Origin of the sequence: Amycolatopsis sp. NPDC005961 (genome assembly GCF_040629235.1) — a bacterium.
In the GTDB taxonomy this organism is placed as follows: domain Bacteria; phylum Actinomycetota; class Actinomycetes; order Mycobacteriales; family Pseudonocardiaceae; genus Amycolatopsis; species Amycolatopsis camponoti.
On the sequence record NZ_JBEXVF010000049.1, the window covers coordinates 3,375 to 19,157 of the forward strand.

General features: G+C 71.4%; 17 protein-coding genes. 8 read left to right on the forward strand and 9 right to left on the reverse strand.

Going from position 1 to position 15,783, the window contains the following annotated elements:
* The first annotated feature begins 763 nt into the window (after positions 1–763).
* Positions 764–1,339: a hypothetical protein gene (locus ABZ342_RS33660; protein ID WP_360481674.1), complete on the forward strand. Its 576-nt coding sequence runs from the start codon at positions 764–766 to the stop codon at positions 1,337–1,339.
* On the opposite strand, the gene ABZ342_RS33665 is transcribed toward ABZ342_RS33660, so the two are convergent.
* Positions 1,314–1,739, reverse strand: coding sequence for a M15 family metallopeptidase (locus tag ABZ342_RS33665; protein ID WP_360481677.1), 426 nt, complete (start codon positions 1,737–1,739; stop codon positions 1,314–1,316). The genes ABZ342_RS33660 and ABZ342_RS33665 overlap by 26 nt on opposite strands.
* 87 nt (positions 1,740–1,826) lie before the next feature.
* Between ABZ342_RS33665 and ABZ342_RS33670 the strand changes: the two genes are divergently transcribed.
* Complete coding sequence (locus ABZ342_RS33670; protein ID WP_360481680.1) at positions 1,827–2,486, forward strand: response regulator transcription factor; 660 nt, start codon at positions 1,827–1,829, stop codon at positions 2,484–2,486.
* A gap of 67 nt (positions 2,487–2,553) precedes the next feature.
* Positions 2,554–3,561, forward strand: a complete 1,008-nt coding sequence (locus ABZ342_RS33675) for a HAMP domain-containing sensor histidine kinase (protein WP_360481848.1) — start codon at positions 2,554–2,556, stop codon at positions 3,559–3,561.
* Here the strand turns inward: ABZ342_RS33675 and vanX are convergent.
* The 5 genes from vanX to ABZ342_RS33700 form a co-directional block, all read right to left on the reverse strand.
* Complete coding sequence (gene vanX / locus ABZ342_RS33680) at positions 3,527–4,162, reverse strand: D-Ala-D-Ala dipeptidase VanX (protein ID WP_360481683.1); 636 nt, start codon at positions 4,160–4,162, stop codon at positions 3,527–3,529. The two genes, ABZ342_RS33675 and vanX, sit on opposite strands and share 35 nt — an antisense overlap.
* The gene (gene vanA / locus ABZ342_RS33685; protein WP_360481686.1) at positions 4,159–5,199 is read right to left on the reverse strand and encodes a D-alanine--(R)-lactate ligase; all 1,041 of its coding nucleotides are present in this window, start codon (positions 5,197–5,199) and stop codon (positions 4,159–4,161) included. The genes vanX and vanA overlap by 4 nt, the downstream gene beginning before the upstream one ends.
* Complete coding sequence (locus ABZ342_RS33690) at positions 5,192–6,211, reverse strand: D-isomer specific 2-hydroxyacid dehydrogenase family protein (RefSeq protein WP_360481689.1); 1,020 nt, start codon at positions 6,209–6,211, stop codon at positions 5,192–5,194. The genes vanA and ABZ342_RS33690 overlap by 8 nt, the downstream gene beginning before the upstream one ends.
* 145 nt (positions 6,212–6,356) lie before the next feature.
* Complete coding sequence (locus tag ABZ342_RS33695; RefSeq protein WP_230862661.1) at positions 6,357–6,764, reverse strand: HPF/RaiA family ribosome-associated protein; 408 nt, start codon at positions 6,762–6,764, stop codon at positions 6,357–6,359.
* 64 nt (positions 6,765–6,828) lie between these two features.
* Entirely contained in the window at positions 6,829–7,197 is a 369-nt protein-coding gene (locus tag ABZ342_RS33700; protein WP_360481693.1) for a VOC family protein, read from the reverse strand.
* 183 nt (positions 7,198–7,380) lie between these two features.
* On the opposite strand from ABZ342_RS33700, the gene ABZ342_RS33705 reads away from it, so the two are divergent.
* Positions 7,381–7,824 carry a hypothetical protein gene (locus ABZ342_RS33705; RefSeq protein ID WP_360481696.1) on the forward strand — a complete coding sequence of 148 codons (444 nt, stop codon included), beginning with the start codon at positions 7,381–7,383 and terminating at the stop codon, positions 7,822–7,824.
* A gap of 86 nt (positions 7,825–7,910) precedes the next feature.
* Here ABZ342_RS33705 and ABZ342_RS33710 read toward each other — a convergent pair whose 3' ends face one another.
* On the reverse strand, positions 7,911–8,060 hold the full coding sequence (locus tag ABZ342_RS33710) for a hypothetical protein (RefSeq protein WP_360481699.1): 150 nt from the start codon (positions 8,058–8,060) through the stop codon (positions 7,911–7,913).
* Between the two features lie 53 nt (positions 8,061–8,113).
* Complete coding sequence (locus ABZ342_RS33715) at positions 8,114–8,800, reverse strand: class I SAM-dependent methyltransferase (RefSeq protein WP_360481702.1); 687 nt, start codon at positions 8,798–8,800, stop codon at positions 8,114–8,116.
* A gap of 46 nt (positions 8,801–8,846) precedes the next feature.
* On the opposite strand from ABZ342_RS33715, the gene ABZ342_RS33720 reads away from it, so the two are divergent.
* Together ABZ342_RS33720 and ABZ342_RS33725 are read left to right on the forward strand one after the other, a co-directional pair.
* The gene (locus ABZ342_RS33720) at positions 8,847–9,293 is read left to right on the forward strand and encodes a MarR family transcriptional regulator (protein ID WP_360481704.1); all 447 of its coding nucleotides are present in this window, start codon (positions 8,847–8,849) and stop codon (positions 9,291–9,293) included.
* A 75-nt stretch (positions 9,294–9,368) separates the two neighbouring features.
* Positions 9,369–13,064: a S8 family serine peptidase gene (locus ABZ342_RS33725; RefSeq protein WP_360481707.1), complete on the forward strand. Its 3,696-nt coding sequence runs from the start codon at positions 9,369–9,371 to the stop codon at positions 13,062–13,064.
* Here ABZ342_RS33725 and ABZ342_RS33730 read toward each other — a convergent pair.
* Entirely contained in the window at positions 13,061–14,089 is a 1,029-nt protein-coding gene (locus ABZ342_RS33730) for a helix-turn-helix domain-containing protein (RefSeq protein ID WP_360481710.1), read from the reverse strand. The genes ABZ342_RS33725 and ABZ342_RS33730 overlap by 4 nt on opposite strands.
* Before the next feature lie 140 nt (positions 14,090–14,229).
* Here ABZ342_RS33730 and ABZ342_RS33735 point away from each other — a divergent pair, with 140 nt between their 5' ends.
* Together ABZ342_RS33735 and ABZ342_RS33740 are read left to right on the forward strand one after the other, a co-directional pair.
* Entirely contained in the window at positions 14,230–14,838 is a 609-nt protein-coding gene (locus ABZ342_RS33735) for a TetR/AcrR family transcriptional regulator (protein WP_155544794.1), read from the forward strand.
* A gap of 73 nt (positions 14,839–14,911) precedes the next feature.
* The gene (locus tag ABZ342_RS33740; RefSeq protein WP_360481714.1) at positions 14,912–15,673 is read left to right on the forward strand and encodes an alpha/beta hydrolase; all 762 of its coding nucleotides are present in this window, start codon (positions 14,912–14,914) and stop codon (positions 15,671–15,673) included.
* Positions 15,674–15,783 lie beyond the last annotated feature (110 nt).

The following is a 15,783-nucleotide window of genomic DNA, read 5'->3' on the forward strand; positions in this document are numbered from 1 at the left end:
CCTGGGGTCGCTGGTCAGTGGGGACGGGTCGGCGGGTGTGGTTTTGGGAGGTGGCCTGGGGTCGCTGGTCAGTGGGGACGGGTCGGCGGGTGTGGTTTTGGGAGGTGGCCTGGGGTCGCTGGTCAGTGGGGACGGGTCGGCGGGTGTGGTCTCGCGAGCCGATCCCGAGTCGCTGACCAGCGAAAGCAAGCCAGCAGGTGAGCGCCAAGGGCCCGGGCTGGGGGTGGACCCCGCCTTGCCGGTCGGTCGGAGTGGTCTGGCTGGCGAGGGGCCGCGGGCCGGGCTGGTACCGGACTCTGCCTTGCCGGTCGGTCGGAGTGGTGTGGTCGGTGAGGGGCTGCGGGTCGGGTCTGGGCTGGTACCGGATCCGGCTTCACCTACCGACCGGCGAGGTCTGGCTGGCGAGGGGCCGCGGGCCGGGTTCGGGCCGGTACCGGGCTCTGCCTTGCCGGTCGGTCGGAGTGGTCTGGTCGGCGAGGGGCCGCAAGCCGAGCCTGGGCGGATACCGGACCCGGCTTCACCTACCGACCGGCGCGACTTGGCCGGTGAGACCCTGCCCGCCGGGGTCGACACGGCGGCGGATCCGGGCCCACCGACCGGCGGGAGCGGGCCGGCGGGCGGCCGCCTGCCCACACTGTCCGGACCGGCGGTCCCGGAGTCGTCGACCGGCCGGAGCGGGCCCACACACGAGCGCGGGTCCGAGCCACCGGCGGATCCGGAGCCGCCAACCGGCGACCACCCACCCGACCCCTCCGAGCTGGTCATGGGCCCAGCCTCCCCGACCAGCCGCAGCAGGCTGGCCGGTGAGCGGCTGGTGCTCGCGGCCGGGGGCACCGTCCTGCGGCCGCACCTCGTGCACGGTCCCGGCGATCGGCATGTCGTCCCCGCGCTCGTTCGCTGGATCCGGGCCGTTCCGGCCTGGGCGGCGGGTGGGGTGGCGCGGACGTCGCTCGTGGCGGTGGCCGATCTGGCCGCCGCGATCGCCGTGCTGGCGCTCGATCCGCGGCTGAGCCGGCCGGGGGAGGTCCTGCACGTCGCCGATCCCCGGCCGGTCACCATCCGGGGCCTGGTCACCGCCGTGTGCGGGTTGCTCGACCTGCCGCTGCCGGCGGCCGATCTGCCGCTGGCCGAGCACCGGGCCCGCACGCGGGCGGCACTCCCGGCGCTGACCGACCACCAGTACTCCCTGCTCACGCGGGATCACTGGTACGAGAGCAGCCGCATCTGGGAGCTCACCGGCGTCTTGCCCGGCCGCCGGCTGGCCGAGGCGGCGGACTGGTACCGCGAGTCACTCGGCATCCCCCGCGGGACCGTCATCGCATCCTCGGATCGTGCGTAGGGTCGGGGTACATCGGCGGGCAGCCGTGCCGGGCCGCCTCGGGCCGCAGTTCGAAGTGCCAGGGCTCGTTGCGGTAGATCTGGCAAAGCCCGTACGCGGCGCCGTGTTCGGACAGCCACGCCCTGGCCTCGGCCGGACCGATGTCGACCGCGTCGCCCGACACGTGCGCGGACGTGCCGGGCGTGGCCACCCACCGGGCGGCTTCCGCTTCGGACCCGTACTTCGAAACCGCCGCCCGGTACAACTCTGCCTGGTACTCGGGGGAACGCCGGCCGCTGTTGACGACGAACTCGATCCCCGCGTCCGTCGCGGCCCGGCGCAGGGCGGCGAGCAGCGCGGGATCGAGGCCCACCACGGCCGGGGCGTCGTCGAAGACCCGCACCGGGTCGGAAAGAGTCATGTCCGCAGTCAAGGCAGCGCCGCGTTGCCGGCCCGTATCCGGGTTTCGATATGCCGGCGATAGGGCCCGGCTCGTAGCATCGGCACCGTGCGCGTGCTGATCGTCGAGGACGAGCCCTACCTGGCGGAAGCGGTCCGCGACGGCCTGCGCCTGGAAGCGATCGCCGCCGACATCGCCGGTGACGGCCACACCGCCCTCGAACTGCTGGACGTCAACGCCTACGACATCGCCGTGCTCGACCGCGACATCCCCGGCCCGTCCGGTGACGAGGTCGCCGAGCGCATCGTCGCCTCCGGCAGCGGCATGCCGATCCTCATGCTCACCGCCGCGGACCGGATCGACGACAAGGCGTCCGGCTTCGAGCTCGGCGCCGACGACTACCTCACGAAGCCGTTCGAGCTTCGCGAACTCGTGCTCCGGCTCCGGGCCCTCGACCGGCGGCGCGCGCACAACCGGCCTCCCGTCCGGGAGATCGCGGGCCTGCGCCTGGACCCGTTCCGCCGCGAGGTCTACCGCGACGGCCGTTACGTCGCGCTCACCCGGAAGCAGTTCGCCGTGCTCGAAGTCCTCGTCGGGGCCGAAGGCGGGGTCGTCAGCGCCGAAGAGCTCCTGGAACGGGCGTGGGACGAGAACGCCGACCCGTTCACCAACGCCGTGCGCATCACGGTTTCCGCCCTGCGCAAGCGGCTCGGCGAACCCTGGGTCATCACCACCGTGGCCGGTGTCGGCTACCGGATCGACACCTGACGTGGGGATCCGGAAGCCGGGGCCGAGCGTTCGCCTCAAACTGACCCTCAGCTACGCCGGGTTCCTCATGCTCGCCGGCGCCTTGCTGCTGATGACCGTGTGGGTGTTCCTGCGCAGTCACCTGCCCGAAGTCGCGGTCATGCCCGGCGGCGTGCTGAACCGCGCGACGCTGATGAGCACCTTCACGTCGGCCGCCGGCGTGGTCGTGGTGTTCCTGCTGGTGTTCGGCCTCCTGGGCGGCTGGATCCTCGCCGGCCGCATGCTCGCGCCGCTGACCCGCATCACCGACGCCGCCCGCAGGGCCACCGGCGGTTCGCTGTCCCACCGGATCCGGCTGGACGGCCGCAAGGACGAGTTCCGCGAGCTCGCCGACGCCTTCGACGCGATGCTCACCCGGCTCGAAGCCCAGGTCGCCGAGCAGCAGCGGTTCGCCGCCAACGCGTCCCACGAACTGCGCACCCCGCTGGCGATTTCGCAGGCGCTGCTCGAGGTGGCCCGCACCGATCCGGCGGGGGTGCCGGGCGAGCTCGTCGATCGCCTCCACGCCGTCAACAGCCGGGCGATCGACCTGACCGAAGCGCTGCTGCTGCTCAGCCAGGCCGACCGGCGTTCGTTCACCCGGGACCGCGTCGACTTGTCGCTCGTCGCGGAAGAGGCCACGGAAACGCTGCTCCCGCTCGCGGAAAAGCGCGGTCTCACCATCGAGACCACCGGTGAGATCACGCCGACCCACGGCTCGCACGCGCTCCTGCTGCAGCTGACGACGAACCTCGTGCACAACGCGATCGTCCACGGCCGGGGCACGGTGTGGGTCACGACCGCCGCGGAGCCCAAGGCGGTGGTGCTCACGGTCGAGAACGCGGGCGAGGAGCTCACCCCGCAGCTGGTTTCCACGCTGGTCGAGCCGTTTCAGCGCGGCACCGAACGCGTCCGCGCCGACCACGCGGGCGTCGGCCTCGGCCTGGCGATCGTCAAGAGCATCACCCAGGCCCACGACGGGACGCTGACGCTCACCCCGCGCCCCGGCGGCGGGCTCGGCATCACGGTGCGGCTACCGCGCTGGTGGCTCCGATGATCGGGAAGTCGAAGTACGTGTCCGGGAAGGGCTCGTCCCGCAGCGTGTAGTGCCACCACTCGCGGTCGTACCGCCGGAAACCGCAGGCCTCCATGAGGGAACAGAGATGCCGCCGGTTCTCGGCTTCGACCGTCGTGATCCCGGTCGCGCCGTGGTGGGAGATCGAGTCCATCAGGTCGTGGTCACCGCCCATGGCCGCGAGCTCGCCGGTGGCCAGGTGGTACAGCGTCAAGTCGACGGTGCTGCCGCGGCTGTGCCCGGACTTCGCGGCCACGTAACCCTTTTCGAACATCTCCGCCCGCTCGATGTTCGGGTAGTGGCGCCGCTTCGTCCGGCCGTCCTCGGGCTGTCGCGACCAGCGCAGGAAGCAGTCCACGGCGCGTTGCGGGCGGTAGCCGTCCCACAGGAGCAGGCCGAAGCCGAGCGACTCGGCCTTTTCCTGCGCCCTTTCCAGGGCCACGCCCAGGGCCCGCGTGCCGGCGACCCGGTTCGCCAGGTACCCGTCCACCGGCTTGCCGGTGAAGTTGTCCCAGGTGGCGTACTTGGCGTCCCAGCGGATGCCGGGCGCGAACTCATCGACGAAGACGAAGTCGTCCTTCACTGGGACTTCCCGGTCAAGGCCAGCGACACCAGGCGGTCGAGCACTTCGCCCAGCGGCAGCCCGGCGGCCGCCATCATCCGCGGGTAACGGCTGTACGAGGTCAGCCCGGGCAGGGTGTTGACCTCGTTGAGGACCACCGTCCCGTCGTCCTTCAGGAACAGGTCCACCCGCGCCAGCCCGCGGCAGCCCAGCGCACGGTAGATGGCCTTCGCCGTCTCCTGCACCAGCGCGCGCGACTCCGCCGGGATGTCCGCCGGGACGATGAACGTCGAGTTCTCGGAACCGCTTTCGGGGTCGCTTTCCTGGTGGATCTTGAAGAAGCCGTGGGAGAGCGCGACCCGGTCCAGCTCGCCCACGAGCAGGTCCTCGTCGTTCCCCAGGACCGAACAGCCGATCTCGCGGCCGGCGACCGCCTCTTCGACCAGCACCTTCGAGTCGTACTGCCGCGCGGCCTCCACCGCGCCCGGCAGCTCTTCCGCGCGGGACACCTTGCCGACGCCGAACGAAGACCCGGAGCGGGCCGGCTTGACGAAGACGGGATAGGTGAGCCCGCCGGGGTCGACGGTCTCGTCCGCCGCGACGGTCCGGAACACCGGCGTCGCGATTCCCGCGCTCGCGGTGACGAGGTAGGTGAGGGACTTGTCCATGCACAGCGCGGAACTCGGGACGTCACAGCCGACGTAGGGGACGCCGGCGAGTTCGGCTAAACCCTGCATCGCGCCGTCCTCGCCGAGCCTGCCGTGGAGGAGGGGCAGCACGACGTCCAGCCGGATCGTCTCGTACCGCCCCTGCTCCAGGACGAGCAGTCCGTGCACACCGCGGTCCGGCGACAACACGACCGGACGGCTGCCGCCGGTTTCCCAGCCCTCGTCGGGGCCGTCGCAAAGCCGCCATTCGCCGCTTTTCGTGATCCCGATCCAGAACGGCTCGTACTTCCCGGTGTCGAGGTGCTTCGCGACTTCTCGCGCGGATTTGACGGAAACGGGGTGCTCTTCCGTGGCTCCCCCGAAGATGATTCCGATCTTCACCCTATCCATGCTGCTTCCCGCTTTCGAAGGTCAGGCAGTTGACGAGACAGTTTTCGACCGTGTCGCTCAACGCGTGGTCGGTGTAGTACGCGGTGTGCGGGCTGATCAGCACGTTCGGCATTCTTTGCAGCCGCACCAACGCTTCGCTGCCCGGAGGTTCGTCCCGGCAATCGGCGTAGAAGATTCCTTCTTCACCTTCGACGACGTCCAACGCCGCGCCGCCCAGCTTTCCGCTCTCCAGCGCGAGAACCAGGGCTTCGGTGTCGAGAAGGGGACCGCGCCCGGTGTTGACGACGACCGCGCCGCGCCGCATCTGCTCGATGCGCCGGCGGTCCAGGAGGTGGTGGGTCTCGGCGGTGAGCGGCGTGTGGAGCGTGACGATGTCGCTCTGCACGAGCAGGTCGTCGAGCGGAACGTAGTCGGCGGAGGTCTGCGGACGGCTGTCGTAGGCGAGCGTCTGGCAGCCGAAACCCCGCAGCCGGTCGATGACCGCGGCGCCGATGCGTCCCGTTCCGACGACCCCGACGGTCAGGTCGCGCAGTTCTTTCCCGCGTACCTCGCTCAACCGGTAATCGTGGACCTCCGCGCGGCGGAGGACGGATTTCGCGTTCCGCACCACCATGAGCATCAACATCAGGGTGTAGTCGGCGACGCTGTCGGGGGAGTAGGCGACGTTCCCCACGGAAATGCCGACGCGCTCCGCGTAGCCGACGTCGATGTGGTCGAACCCGGCGCTTCTCGTGGAGATGTACTCCACTCCGGCTTCACTGAGCGCGCGAAGGGCCGAGCTGGTGACGCGGGTTTTGTGGCCGACACTGATGCAGCGCCGGCCGAGCGCGAGTTCGCTGGTGGTTTCGGACACCGCGGCGTCGGTGATGGTCGGCACGACGCCGAAGCGGGGAGCCATCTCCCGGAACAGGGCGGCTTCGTCCGGCTCGCACCCGTAGATCGTGATCCCGGTGACCGCGGCGGGCGGGGCCGGCGATCGGACCGCGGTGCGTACTGGTTCGCCGTAGGTCATGCCCGGCAGTCAAACCGGCGGGGTGTTGCCGGCTCGTATGCGGTTTTCGATAAGCCGGCGATAGGTGGCCGGTCAGGCTGCGCTTCGCGCCACTACGGAGGTGGGCCGCTACCGGTGGGCCGGTAGCGGCCCAGGCGATCGCGGCTCAGTCCCGCGGCTCGTCCTCGAGCACGCCGACCTGCTCGGGATCCTCGGGCGCGGGCATGTGCCGGATGCTCTCGCTGCCCTTGTGGTCGTGGGCGCGGGTGTACCGGGAATCCAGTACCCGCCCCAATTTGTGCGCCGCCCCCGCGTAGGCGTCATCGACGGTGGTCGCGTGGTGGGTGACCGCGACGGGCTGCTTGCCGCCGGGCCGCGCTTCGATCACGCACTTCTTGTCATCCGGTTTGCTGCCACCGTCCTCGCTGAGGTGCACCTCCACCCGGGTCACCCATCCGCCGAACCGGGCCAGGCTGTCCTCCAGGTCGGTGGTCACAAAGGTGGCCAGTCGCTCGCCACCGTGGACGTTGTGGTCGGTGTTGACCTGGATCTGCACGAGCACCCTCCAAAGCACGACAGCGATGATCTCCGTCAGTACCACGAGGGCGGCCGGCTCAAACCCGGCACGCGCGCGAGCGTCAGGCGCGGTCGTGGAGGGTGACCTGGTAGCCGTCGGGGTCGGCGAAGGTGAACGTCCGGCCGAAGGGGCCGTCGATCGGCGCGGAGACGATGGTGTGGCCGTCGGCGGCGAGCGCGTCGTGAATGGCTTGGACATCGGTGGCGTGGAGCCAGATCGCGGCCCCGATGCCGGGCTGGGCAACGGAAGCGAGATCGGTGCCGGGAACGACATCGCGGAGCGCGAAGGCGATCGGCTTCGTCTCGAAGACGACGGCGTGCGGCGGTCCGGCCGGCGAGCGGACGAGGCCGAGGTACTGCTCGTAGAACTCCCGCGAAGCGTCGAGATCGCGCGCCTGCAGCGAGAGAAAGTCGGGGCCGGTGACGGGCATGGTGCTGCTCCTTCTCTTGAATGTCAGGTTCCTGACATGAGCCACTGTATGTCAGGAACCTGACATAGGTCAAGTCTCGCCGAACCGGCCACGCGGGGCGTCGTGACCACCTAGGATCGGCGCAGCCCGGACGCCGCGAGGTCCGGCGGAGACCGGTGGAGGGCAGGCATGTCACCCTTGACGTTGACGAGCATCGAGATCGTCCCGCGCGTGCTCCAGCTCGTCGTGGGCCTGCTCGGCTTGATCTTTTCGATCAAGGGGCGGTCCCGGGGAGTTTCCGGCCTCATGGTGGCCGCATTCGTCATCATGCTGGCCACGACGGCGGCGGGCATCGCGTGGCAGTTCGTGTCGTTGAACGCGCCGTCGTGGAGCAGGGCCAGTCACCTCAGCATCGACGACATCCAGCTGATCTTCTTGGCGGTGGGCATTCCGCTCGACACCGCCGCGGTGCTGTCGTGGCTCTTGGTCGCGCTCGCGGTCGTCAAGGGCAGCCGCCCGCCCCGGCCGTATCCGGGGCCGGTCGGCTACCCGATGGCGCCGCAGCCGGGTTTCGTGAGTCCTCAGCCCGGCTACGCGCAGCCTGGTTATCCGCCGCCCGGTCCGCAAAGCCGGCAGCCGCCGGGCTAGCGGTGCCGGGGCTCACAAGGGGTCGTACTCGTCGCCGTTTTCGTTGAGCAGCACGTATCCGGGTGACAGGTCTGTCAGGCACCTGCTCAGCGACGCCAATCGCCGGCGACGACGCGCAACTCGCCGCCCGACGCCAATCGCACCGGCTCGACGGGATCGAGGCGGGCGATGTCGAAGTCGAAAACGTCCGCCAGCAACGCGGCGGCGCGGGAATTCTCGCGGATGCGATCGACCATGGCGAGACGATAGCCCATGTGCCGTCAGGGAAAGAGCGGCTCGGCGCCGAGGGTCAGGACATGTGGGCCGAGAGCAGCCACGCGGGGACCGACTTGCGGCCGTTGCCCTCGTCCCGGACATCGCTGCCGGCGAAGTCCGCGAAGTCCGGGAAGCCCTCGGGGACGTTGGCGTGGATGCGGGCCGGCCGGATCTCGTCGACCGTCCAGTACTCGCGCACCACCTCCCGCAGTTCCTTCGCCGAGACCGGGTTCACCTTGTCCGACGGCACGGACCCACTGTCGAACACCAGCACGAAGTAGGACGCGCCGGGCGCCGCGGCGCGCGCGATCGATTCCTGGTACCCCTGGCGCAGCTCGACCGGCATCGAGTGGAACAACGTGCTGTCGACGATGGTGCCGAACCGGCCGTCGTAGCCGGTGAACGTGCTGATGTCGGCGACCGCGAACCGGGCGTTGTCCAACCCGCGCTGGGCGGCTTCCGTGCGCGCGAGCGCGATCGCGGACGGTGACTGGTCCAGGCCGACGGTGGTGAAGCCCTGGTTGGCGAGGTAGAGCGACGTCGCTCCCTCGCCGCAGCCGGCGTCGAGGACGTCGCCGTGGAAGGCGCCCGCGTCGATGAGCGCGGCGATGGCGGGCTGCGGTTCGCCGAGGCTCCACGGCGGCCGGAAGCCCGGCCCCATCTCCGGAGCCTGGCCACGGTAGGCGGATTCGAACAACGCGTCGCTCGAGTAGTTCGTCATGAACCTCAGAGTGTCAACCGGGTTGATATATGTCAACATGGTTGACATGGAAAGCTTCCGGGACGAGCCACTCGGCTACCTGCTGCACCGGGTCACCGCGGCCTTGCGCGCCGAGGTGGCCGCCGCCGTGCTCGAGCCGGCGGAGCTGGCGGCGCCCGAGTACCTCTGCCTGCGGATGCTGGCGCGGTCGCCGAAGTCCAACGCCCAGCTGGCCCGCGAGGCCCAGGTGTCGCCGCAGGCGATGAACAAGGTGGTTCGCGAGCTGCAGGAGCGCGGCCTGGTGACGCGACCCGCCACGGTGTCGTCCGGCAGGTCGTTGCCCGCCACCTTGACGCGCGAGGGCGTGACCGTGCTCGCGCGCCTCGACCCCGAGGTGGTCCAGGCCGAGGATCGGGTGCTGGCCAATCTCGGCGAACAGGATCGGCGCGAGCTGCGGCGGCTCCTGGTCGCGGTCGGGTCCCCACCACGGCGCGACAACCCGGTGAACAGCTGACGAAGATGCGACGTGTCGTGATTCGGACGCCTCCGCCCTAGTGACGGATGACGGCGGCGGGGCGAGCCTGGTGCGATGCACTGGAGATCATCTGTTCTGGTCCTGACCTGCGTCGGCACCCTCGTCGCGGGCACCGCCGGAGCCGCGGACGCGGCCCCCGGCCCGACGGCGGCACCGTCACCCGCGGCCACCGAACGTCACTCGGTCACCCTGCTCACCGGTGACGTCGTCCAGGTCGAACGGCAGCCCGGCGGCAAGCAGGCCGCCACCGTCCAGCCCGCGCCGGGCCGCGAGAAGATCCGGTTCCACCAGCAGGAGGTCGACGGCCACCTCAGCGTCTTCCCCGAGGACGTCGCGCCGCGGCTGGGCTCGAAGCAGGTCGACCGGACCCTGTTCGACGTCACCGAGCTGATCGCCGAGGGGTACGCCGACGAGCAGTCGAAGACCCTCCCGCTGATCCTCACCTACCGCAAGGGCGCGGACCTCCGCGCCAAGGAAGCCGCCCCGGCCGCCGCCGAGCTGGGCGTGACGCTGACCAGCGTCAACGGCCGTTCCGCGCGGGCCAGCAAGGCCAGCGCCGGCGCGTTCTGGGCCTCGTCGGCGGGCAGCGCGATCGAGCGGATCTCCCTGGACCGCAAGGTCCGTGCCTCCCTCGACCGCAGCGTCCCGCAGATCGGCGCCCCCGAGGCGTGGGCCGCGGGCTACGACGGCACCGGCACCACGGTCGCGGTGCTCGACACCGGCTACGACCCCACCCACCCCGACCTGGCCGGTCGGGTGAAGGAGGCGGTCAACTTCACGACCAGCCCCGACACGACCGACCACTTCGGCCACGGCACGCACGTCGCCTCGACGATCGCGGGCTCCGGTGCCGCCTCGGGCGGCCGGCTCAAAGGCGCCGCGCCGGGCGCGAAACTGCTCGTCGGCAAGGTGCTCGACGACGACGGCTTCGGCTACGAGTCCTGGGTCCTCGCCGGGATGGAGTGGGCGGCGCACTCCGGCGCCAAGGCGGTCAACATGAGCCTCGGCGGCGGCCCGACCGACGGCACCGACGAACTCAGCCTCGGTCTCGACGCGCTCAGTGCGCAGACGGGCACGCTCTTCGTGGTGGCCGGCGGCAACGACGGCGAACAAGGCGCCTACACGATCGGCTCGCCCGGCACCGCCGAAGCCGCGCTGACCGTCGGCGCGGTCGGCCGGGACGAGAGCCTGGCGTCGTTCTCCAGCCGCGGCCCGCGCCTGGGCGACAACGCCGTCAAGCCGGACATCACCGCGCCCGGCGTCGGCATCGTCGCCGCCCGCGCCGCGGGGACCGCCATGGGCGACGTCGTCGACGACCACTACACCGCCGCTTCCGGCACCTCGATGGCGACGCCGCACGTCGCGGGCGCCGTGGCGATCCTCGCCCAGCAGCACCCCGACTGGACGGGCCGCCAGCTCAAGGACGCGCTGGCCAGCACGTCCCTGACCGCCCCCGGGCGTTCGGTGTTCGAGCAGGGCGGCGGCCGGGTCGACGTGGCCCGCGCGGTGAAGCAGAAGGTCTTCGCCACCGGCACGCTCGACCTCGGCGCGGTCGAGGACGGCAAGGGTCTGGTGTCCAAGCAGGCCACTTACACCAACGCCGGCACCACGCCGGTCTCGCTGAAGCTCGCTCTCGACGCCAAGTCCCTGGCCGGCGTCCCCGCCGGGGACGGGATCCGGCTCGACAAGTCCACTGTGGACGTTCCGGCCGGCGGAAGCACGACGGTGACGATCACCGGCGACCCGGCGAGGCTCGCGCCGGGCACCTACAGCGGACGGCTCACCGCGACCGCGGACGGCGTGGTGGTGCACACCTCGCTCGGCGCGGACAAGACCGCGCCGAAGCACAAGGTCACCCTCACCGCGCTCGACCTGCAGGGCAAGCCCACCGTCGCGCCGTGGCTGCTGATGTACGGCGAGGACTACCGCTTCGACGTCAACACCTGGCTGGGCGGCGGCAGCCTGACGGTCGAGCTCGGCGCGGGCGTGTACTACCTGACCGCCGAGGTCGACGGGACCCGGGACGGCCTCACCGCCACCCAGGTCGTCCTGCCGGAGCTGCGGGTCACCGGCGACACGACCGTCGTGCTGGACGCCCGCAAGGCGGTGAAGGTGGACATCCAGACCCCGCAGCCGTCCGAACAGGCCGGGATCTGGAGCTACTACACCTACCGGGAACTCGGTTCGCGCAAGATCGCGAACTACGCCATGCAGTTCGACTACACCCGCGAACTCCGCGTGACCCCGACCCCGAAGGTGACCACCGGCGCCTTCGAGTTCGGGTCCCGCTGGTCGAGGATCGCACCGCCGTTGACGGTGAACGTCCTGGGCGGCCGTGACGCGCTGACGAACCGCTACCTCGCCGGGTCACCCAAGCTGGACGGTTGGCGGCTGCTGCAGGCCGTCTCCGCGGGGCGCGGCAAACCGGCGGACTTCAAGAACGCGCGCGGCAAGGCCGCGATCGTCGACCCGGACCCGGCCGACTACAACCGCGACGAGGTCTCCCGCGCCGCCGCGGACGCCGGGGCGGCGATCGTCTTCATCGTCGTGCCGGACGGCTGGGGGACCGCCTCGGTGCCGTCGATCAGCGCGGCGCCCAACCTGGCGATCCCGACCGTCCAGCTCGACCGGGACCAGGGGCTCGCGCTGCTGGACCGGATCAAGCGGTTCCCGACGTTCCTGAGCCTGCAGGGGATCGCGGTCAGCCCGTACCTCTACGACGTGGTGCAGACCGAGCGCGACCGGATCCCGGACAAGCCCGTCCACCGGGTCACCGCGGCGAACACCGCGACCGTCACCACCCACTACCGCCAGGCCGGCAGCGGCGGTGAGGCCAAGGAACAGCGGTTCGCGTGGAAGCCGTGGCAGGACTTCGCCGTCAACGAGTACCAGCGGTACGTGACGACGCCGTCGACCCGGGTGGAGTACGTCAGCTCGGGGGACATCCTGTGGCAGCACCGGGTCAAGCACGGCCTGGTCTGGGACGAGATGTCGCCGCTCGACGGCGGCATGACCGCAGCGCCGCGCACCTACACGGGCAAGGAGAACATCACCGAGGACTGGTTCGCGCCGGTCGTCCGGCCCGCCATCCCGCGGGGCGTGCCGGGCATGGACTCGACCCGTGACGGCGACAGCCTCCGGATCCGGATCCCGGAGTTCGTCGACAGCCAGGCCGGGCACTACGGCTTCAACGAAGGCGACGACCAGGCCGCGCCGGCCACCACGTCGGCGAAGCTGTTCCGGGACGGCAAGCTCGTGTCGGAGCAGCCCTACGCGTGGGGCACCTTCCCCGCCGGCGCGGACCCGGCGACCTACCGGCTCGACCTGTCGGTGCGGCGCGATTCGCCGGAGTGGCTGTTCGGTACGAGCACGCAGACGTCGTGGACGTTCCGATCGGCAAGATCGGCGGCCCCGGCGCTGCTTCCGTTGCTGCAGCTGGACTACGCGGTGGACGCCGACTCCGGCAACCGGCTCTCGGCCGGCCGCCGGGCCGGGATCGGGCTGACCGCGCGGTTCCAGGACGGGATGGCCGCGCCGGACGTGCGGTCGATGAAGGCCTGGGCGTCCTACGACGACGGCAGGACCTGGCGCGCCGTCGACGTCAAACGCACCGGGAAGTCCTACGAGGCCACGATCGACCACCCGTCGCTCGGGGCCACGAACAAGTACGTCGCGTTGCGGGTGCAGGCCACCGACAGCGCGGGCAACGCCGTCGACCAGACGGTGCTGCGGGCGTACGGGCTGCGCTAGCCGGTTTCGCTCAAGGGCGCCGGGTGCCTCCCGCCGGTTCGCGGCAGGAGGTGCCCGGGGCTCGGCTCGTCCAGCCAGCCGAGCTTGCTGGCCTGCCAGGCCAGCTGCATCCGGGTGCGGGCGTTGACCCGGCGCATCAGGTCCTGCAGGCGCCGCTGGACGGTCCGGTAGCTGACGTCGAGCTGCGTCGCGATCGACTTGTCGCTGACGCCGCCGATGAGCAGGGACAGCAGCCGCCGCTCGTCGGGGTCGAGGTGGCTCGTGGGCGCGGTGTCGCCGATCCGCAGCGGCGAAGCGCGCTCCCAGTAGACCTCGAACAACGCGACCAGCGCCGACAGCAGGCTGCTCTCCCGGACGAGCGCGGCGGTGGGCTCGCCCGTGCTGTCGTGGCTGACCAGCGGGCACAGCGCCACCCGGCGGTCGGAGATGGCCAGGCGCACCGGCAGTTTCGAGATCGAGCGGGCGATCTCGCCACCCTCGATGCCCTCCAGGACGTTGACGATCCGGCCGGGCTCCTCGAGCAGGCCGGTCTCGTAGATCACGCGGTACTGCACGCCGCGGGCCTGCGCCAGCGCCTCTTCGACGTTCTCCGACGCCGCCATCGCGACGTTGCCCTCCAGACAGAACCACAGCGACTCTTCGCGGGCGCCGCGCTGGATGGCCAGTGCCTGCCGCCGGATCGCGTCGACCCCGGTGATGACCTCGACGAGCTGCGCGGAGTCCCGCCGCCGCGCGCTGCCGCGGTACTCCTCGGCGAGCTGGGTCACCGCGGCCCTGGCGGCCTCCAGCTTCTCCTGGCCGTGCACCAGCAGCGGGCCGAGCGAGACGTCCGGTGGCGCGGACACGTAGTGCCCGTCGGCCCGGTTGACGAGCCCCTTCGCCAGCAGGACCTCCAGGATCGGCTCCACCTCGCCGCGGTCCACGCCGAGCTTGCCCGCGATCTCGCCGGGCGCGGTCCGGTACCCGCCGACGACCACGCGGTAGACCCGTTCTTCGTCGGGAGTCATGCCCAGCGCTTCCAGCACAGTGCCTCCTAGCCACGCGGCCCCAGGGTCTCCATCGGCGTTGACGGCTCGCTGACAACGTACAACGCGGGTGCGGGCCGGGAACGGACGGCGGGAGGACGCCGTGGCACACTTCGTCGACCATGAGGCGGGGGTGACGCGTGACCGATCGGCCGGCCAGGCGAACGCAGGAGCAGCGACGCGCCGAGGCCGAACGGCGCGTGCTGGACGCGGCGATGGCGCTCATCGCGCGCAGCGGGTCCCGAGCCGTCACGCTCGCCGAGGTCGGGGAGGCTGCCGGGTACAGCCGCGGCATCGTCTATCACCACTTCGGCAGCCGGGAGCGGCTGCTGGAAGCCGTGGTCGACGAGGCGCAGCGGTTCGACGTCCCCGCCTACCAGGGCGACGGCCTGGACCACCTGGTGCGGATCGTCGAGGCGTACCTGCGCAACGTCGTGCGGCGGACACCGGCGGCGCGCGCGTTCCTGCAGCTGTGGGGCGAGGCGATCGCGGCCGACCCCGCGCTGGCTCCGCTGTTCGCCCGCCGGGACGCCGACTTCCGGCAGCTACTGGCCGACGTGGTCCGCCAGGGCGTCGCCGACGGGTCCGTCCGGCCCGACGCGAACCCGGCCGCGGCCGCCGTGCTGGTCGTCGCCCTGGTCCGCGGTACCGGGCTGCAGCTCATCGCCCAGCCTCCGGTGCGCAACGTCCCCGCCCTCATCCGGGAAGCGACGCGCTCGGTACGCGCGGCGTTCGCCGTCTCGCCGTAGTTTCCGGCCGTGGTCTCCCGCGCCGGCCGCTGCTACACTTACTTGCATACATGCACGCAACTTAGGAGTGATGATGGCTGTTCCCCTGGTACTGGTGCACGGCAATCCGGAGAGCTCCGGCGTGTGGGGGCCGCTGATCGAGGCGCTCGGCCGGGACGACGCGGTGACGTTGTCCCCGCCCGGCTTCGGGGTGCCGGCGTCGGACGATTTCCCCGCCACCGTCGAGGGCTACCGCGAGTGGCTCGCCGCGCGGCTGGAGCAGTTCCGGGAGCCGGTCGACCTCGTCGGCCACGACTGGGGTGGCGCGCACGTCGTCCAGATCGCGATGACCCGCCCGGACCTGATCCGCAGCTGGGCGTCGGACGCACTCGGCCTCTTCGACCCGGGCTACGTCTGGCACCCGCGGGCCCAGGTGTGGCAGCAGGAGGGGGCGGGCGAGGCCTCGGTGAAGGAGATCTTCGGCGGCACGTTCGAGCAGCGGCTGGCGGTCGTCACCGCGCTCGGGATGACCGGCCCGTTCGCGGAACGCGTGGCCGCCGGGATGGACGACGGCATGGGCCGGGCGGTGCTCTCGCTGCTGCGGTCGGCGGCCCAGCCGGCGATGGCGGAGGCGGGCCGCGGCCTCGCGAAGGCACGCCAGCGGCCCGGCCTGGCCCTGGTCGCCCTCGCGGACGCCGAACAAGCCAGCGGAACGCCTGCGCAGCACCGCTCCGCGGGCGCGGCGGCCGGCGCGGAGATCGCCGAACTGGCCGAGGTCGGCCACTGGTGGCCGGTGACGGACCCCCACCGGGTGGCGCGCGCTTTGACGGCCTTCTGGTCCCGTGTGGACGGTTAGGGCGCTGTCCGGGAAGACGCGGTGGTCGCGGGACTGAGACCGGCAGCGGCCGTCCCGGCTCGCGCCGACACGACGGGCTGCTCCGGGGCGTCGGGTGCCGTCAGCTGTTG

Excerpts from the sequence above, each read along its gene's own strand:
- ABZ342_RS33700 (WP_360481693.1), bottom strand. The coding sequence starts at position 7,197 with ATGCCCGTCACCGGCCCCGACTTTCTCTCGCTGCAGGCGCGCGATCTC.
- ABZ342_RS33660 (WP_360481674.1), top strand. The coding sequence starts at position 764 with ATGGGCCCAGCCTCCCCGACCAGCCGCAGCAGGCTGGCCGGTGAGCGG.
- ABZ342_RS33715 (WP_360481702.1), bottom strand. The coding sequence starts at position 8,800 with ATGACGAACTACTCGAGCGACGCGTTGTTCGAATCCGCCTACCGTGGC.
- ABZ342_RS33710 (WP_360481699.1), bottom strand. The coding sequence starts at position 8,060 with ATGGTCGATCGCATCCGCGAGAATTCCCGCGCCGCCGCGTTGCTGGCG.
- ABZ342_RS33675 (WP_360481848.1), top strand. The coding sequence starts at position 2,554 with ATGCTCGCCGGCGCCTTGCTGCTGATGACCGTGTGGGTGTTCCTGCGC.
- ABZ342_RS33690 (WP_360481689.1), bottom strand. The coding sequence starts at position 6,211 with ATGACCTACGGCGAACCAGTACGCACCGCGGTCCGATCGCCGGCCCCG.
- ABZ342_RS33720 (WP_360481704.1), top strand. The coding sequence starts at position 8,847 with ATGGAAAGCTTCCGGGACGAGCCACTCGGCTACCTGCTGCACCGGGTC.
- ABZ342_RS33740 (WP_360481714.1), top strand. The coding sequence starts at position 14,912 with ATGGCTGTTCCCCTGGTACTGGTGCACGGCAATCCGGAGAGCTCCGGC.
- vanA (WP_360481686.1), bottom strand. The coding sequence starts at position 5,199 with ATGGATAGGGTGAAGATCGGAATCATCTTCGGGGGAGCCACGGAAGAG.
- ABZ342_RS33725 (WP_360481707.1), top strand. The coding sequence starts at position 9,369 with ATGCACTGGAGATCATCTGTTCTGGTCCTGACCTGCGTCGGCACCCTC.
- ABZ342_RS33665 (WP_360481677.1), bottom strand. The coding sequence starts at position 1,739 with ATGACTCTTTCCGACCCGGTGCGGGTCTTCGACGACGCCCCGGCCGTG.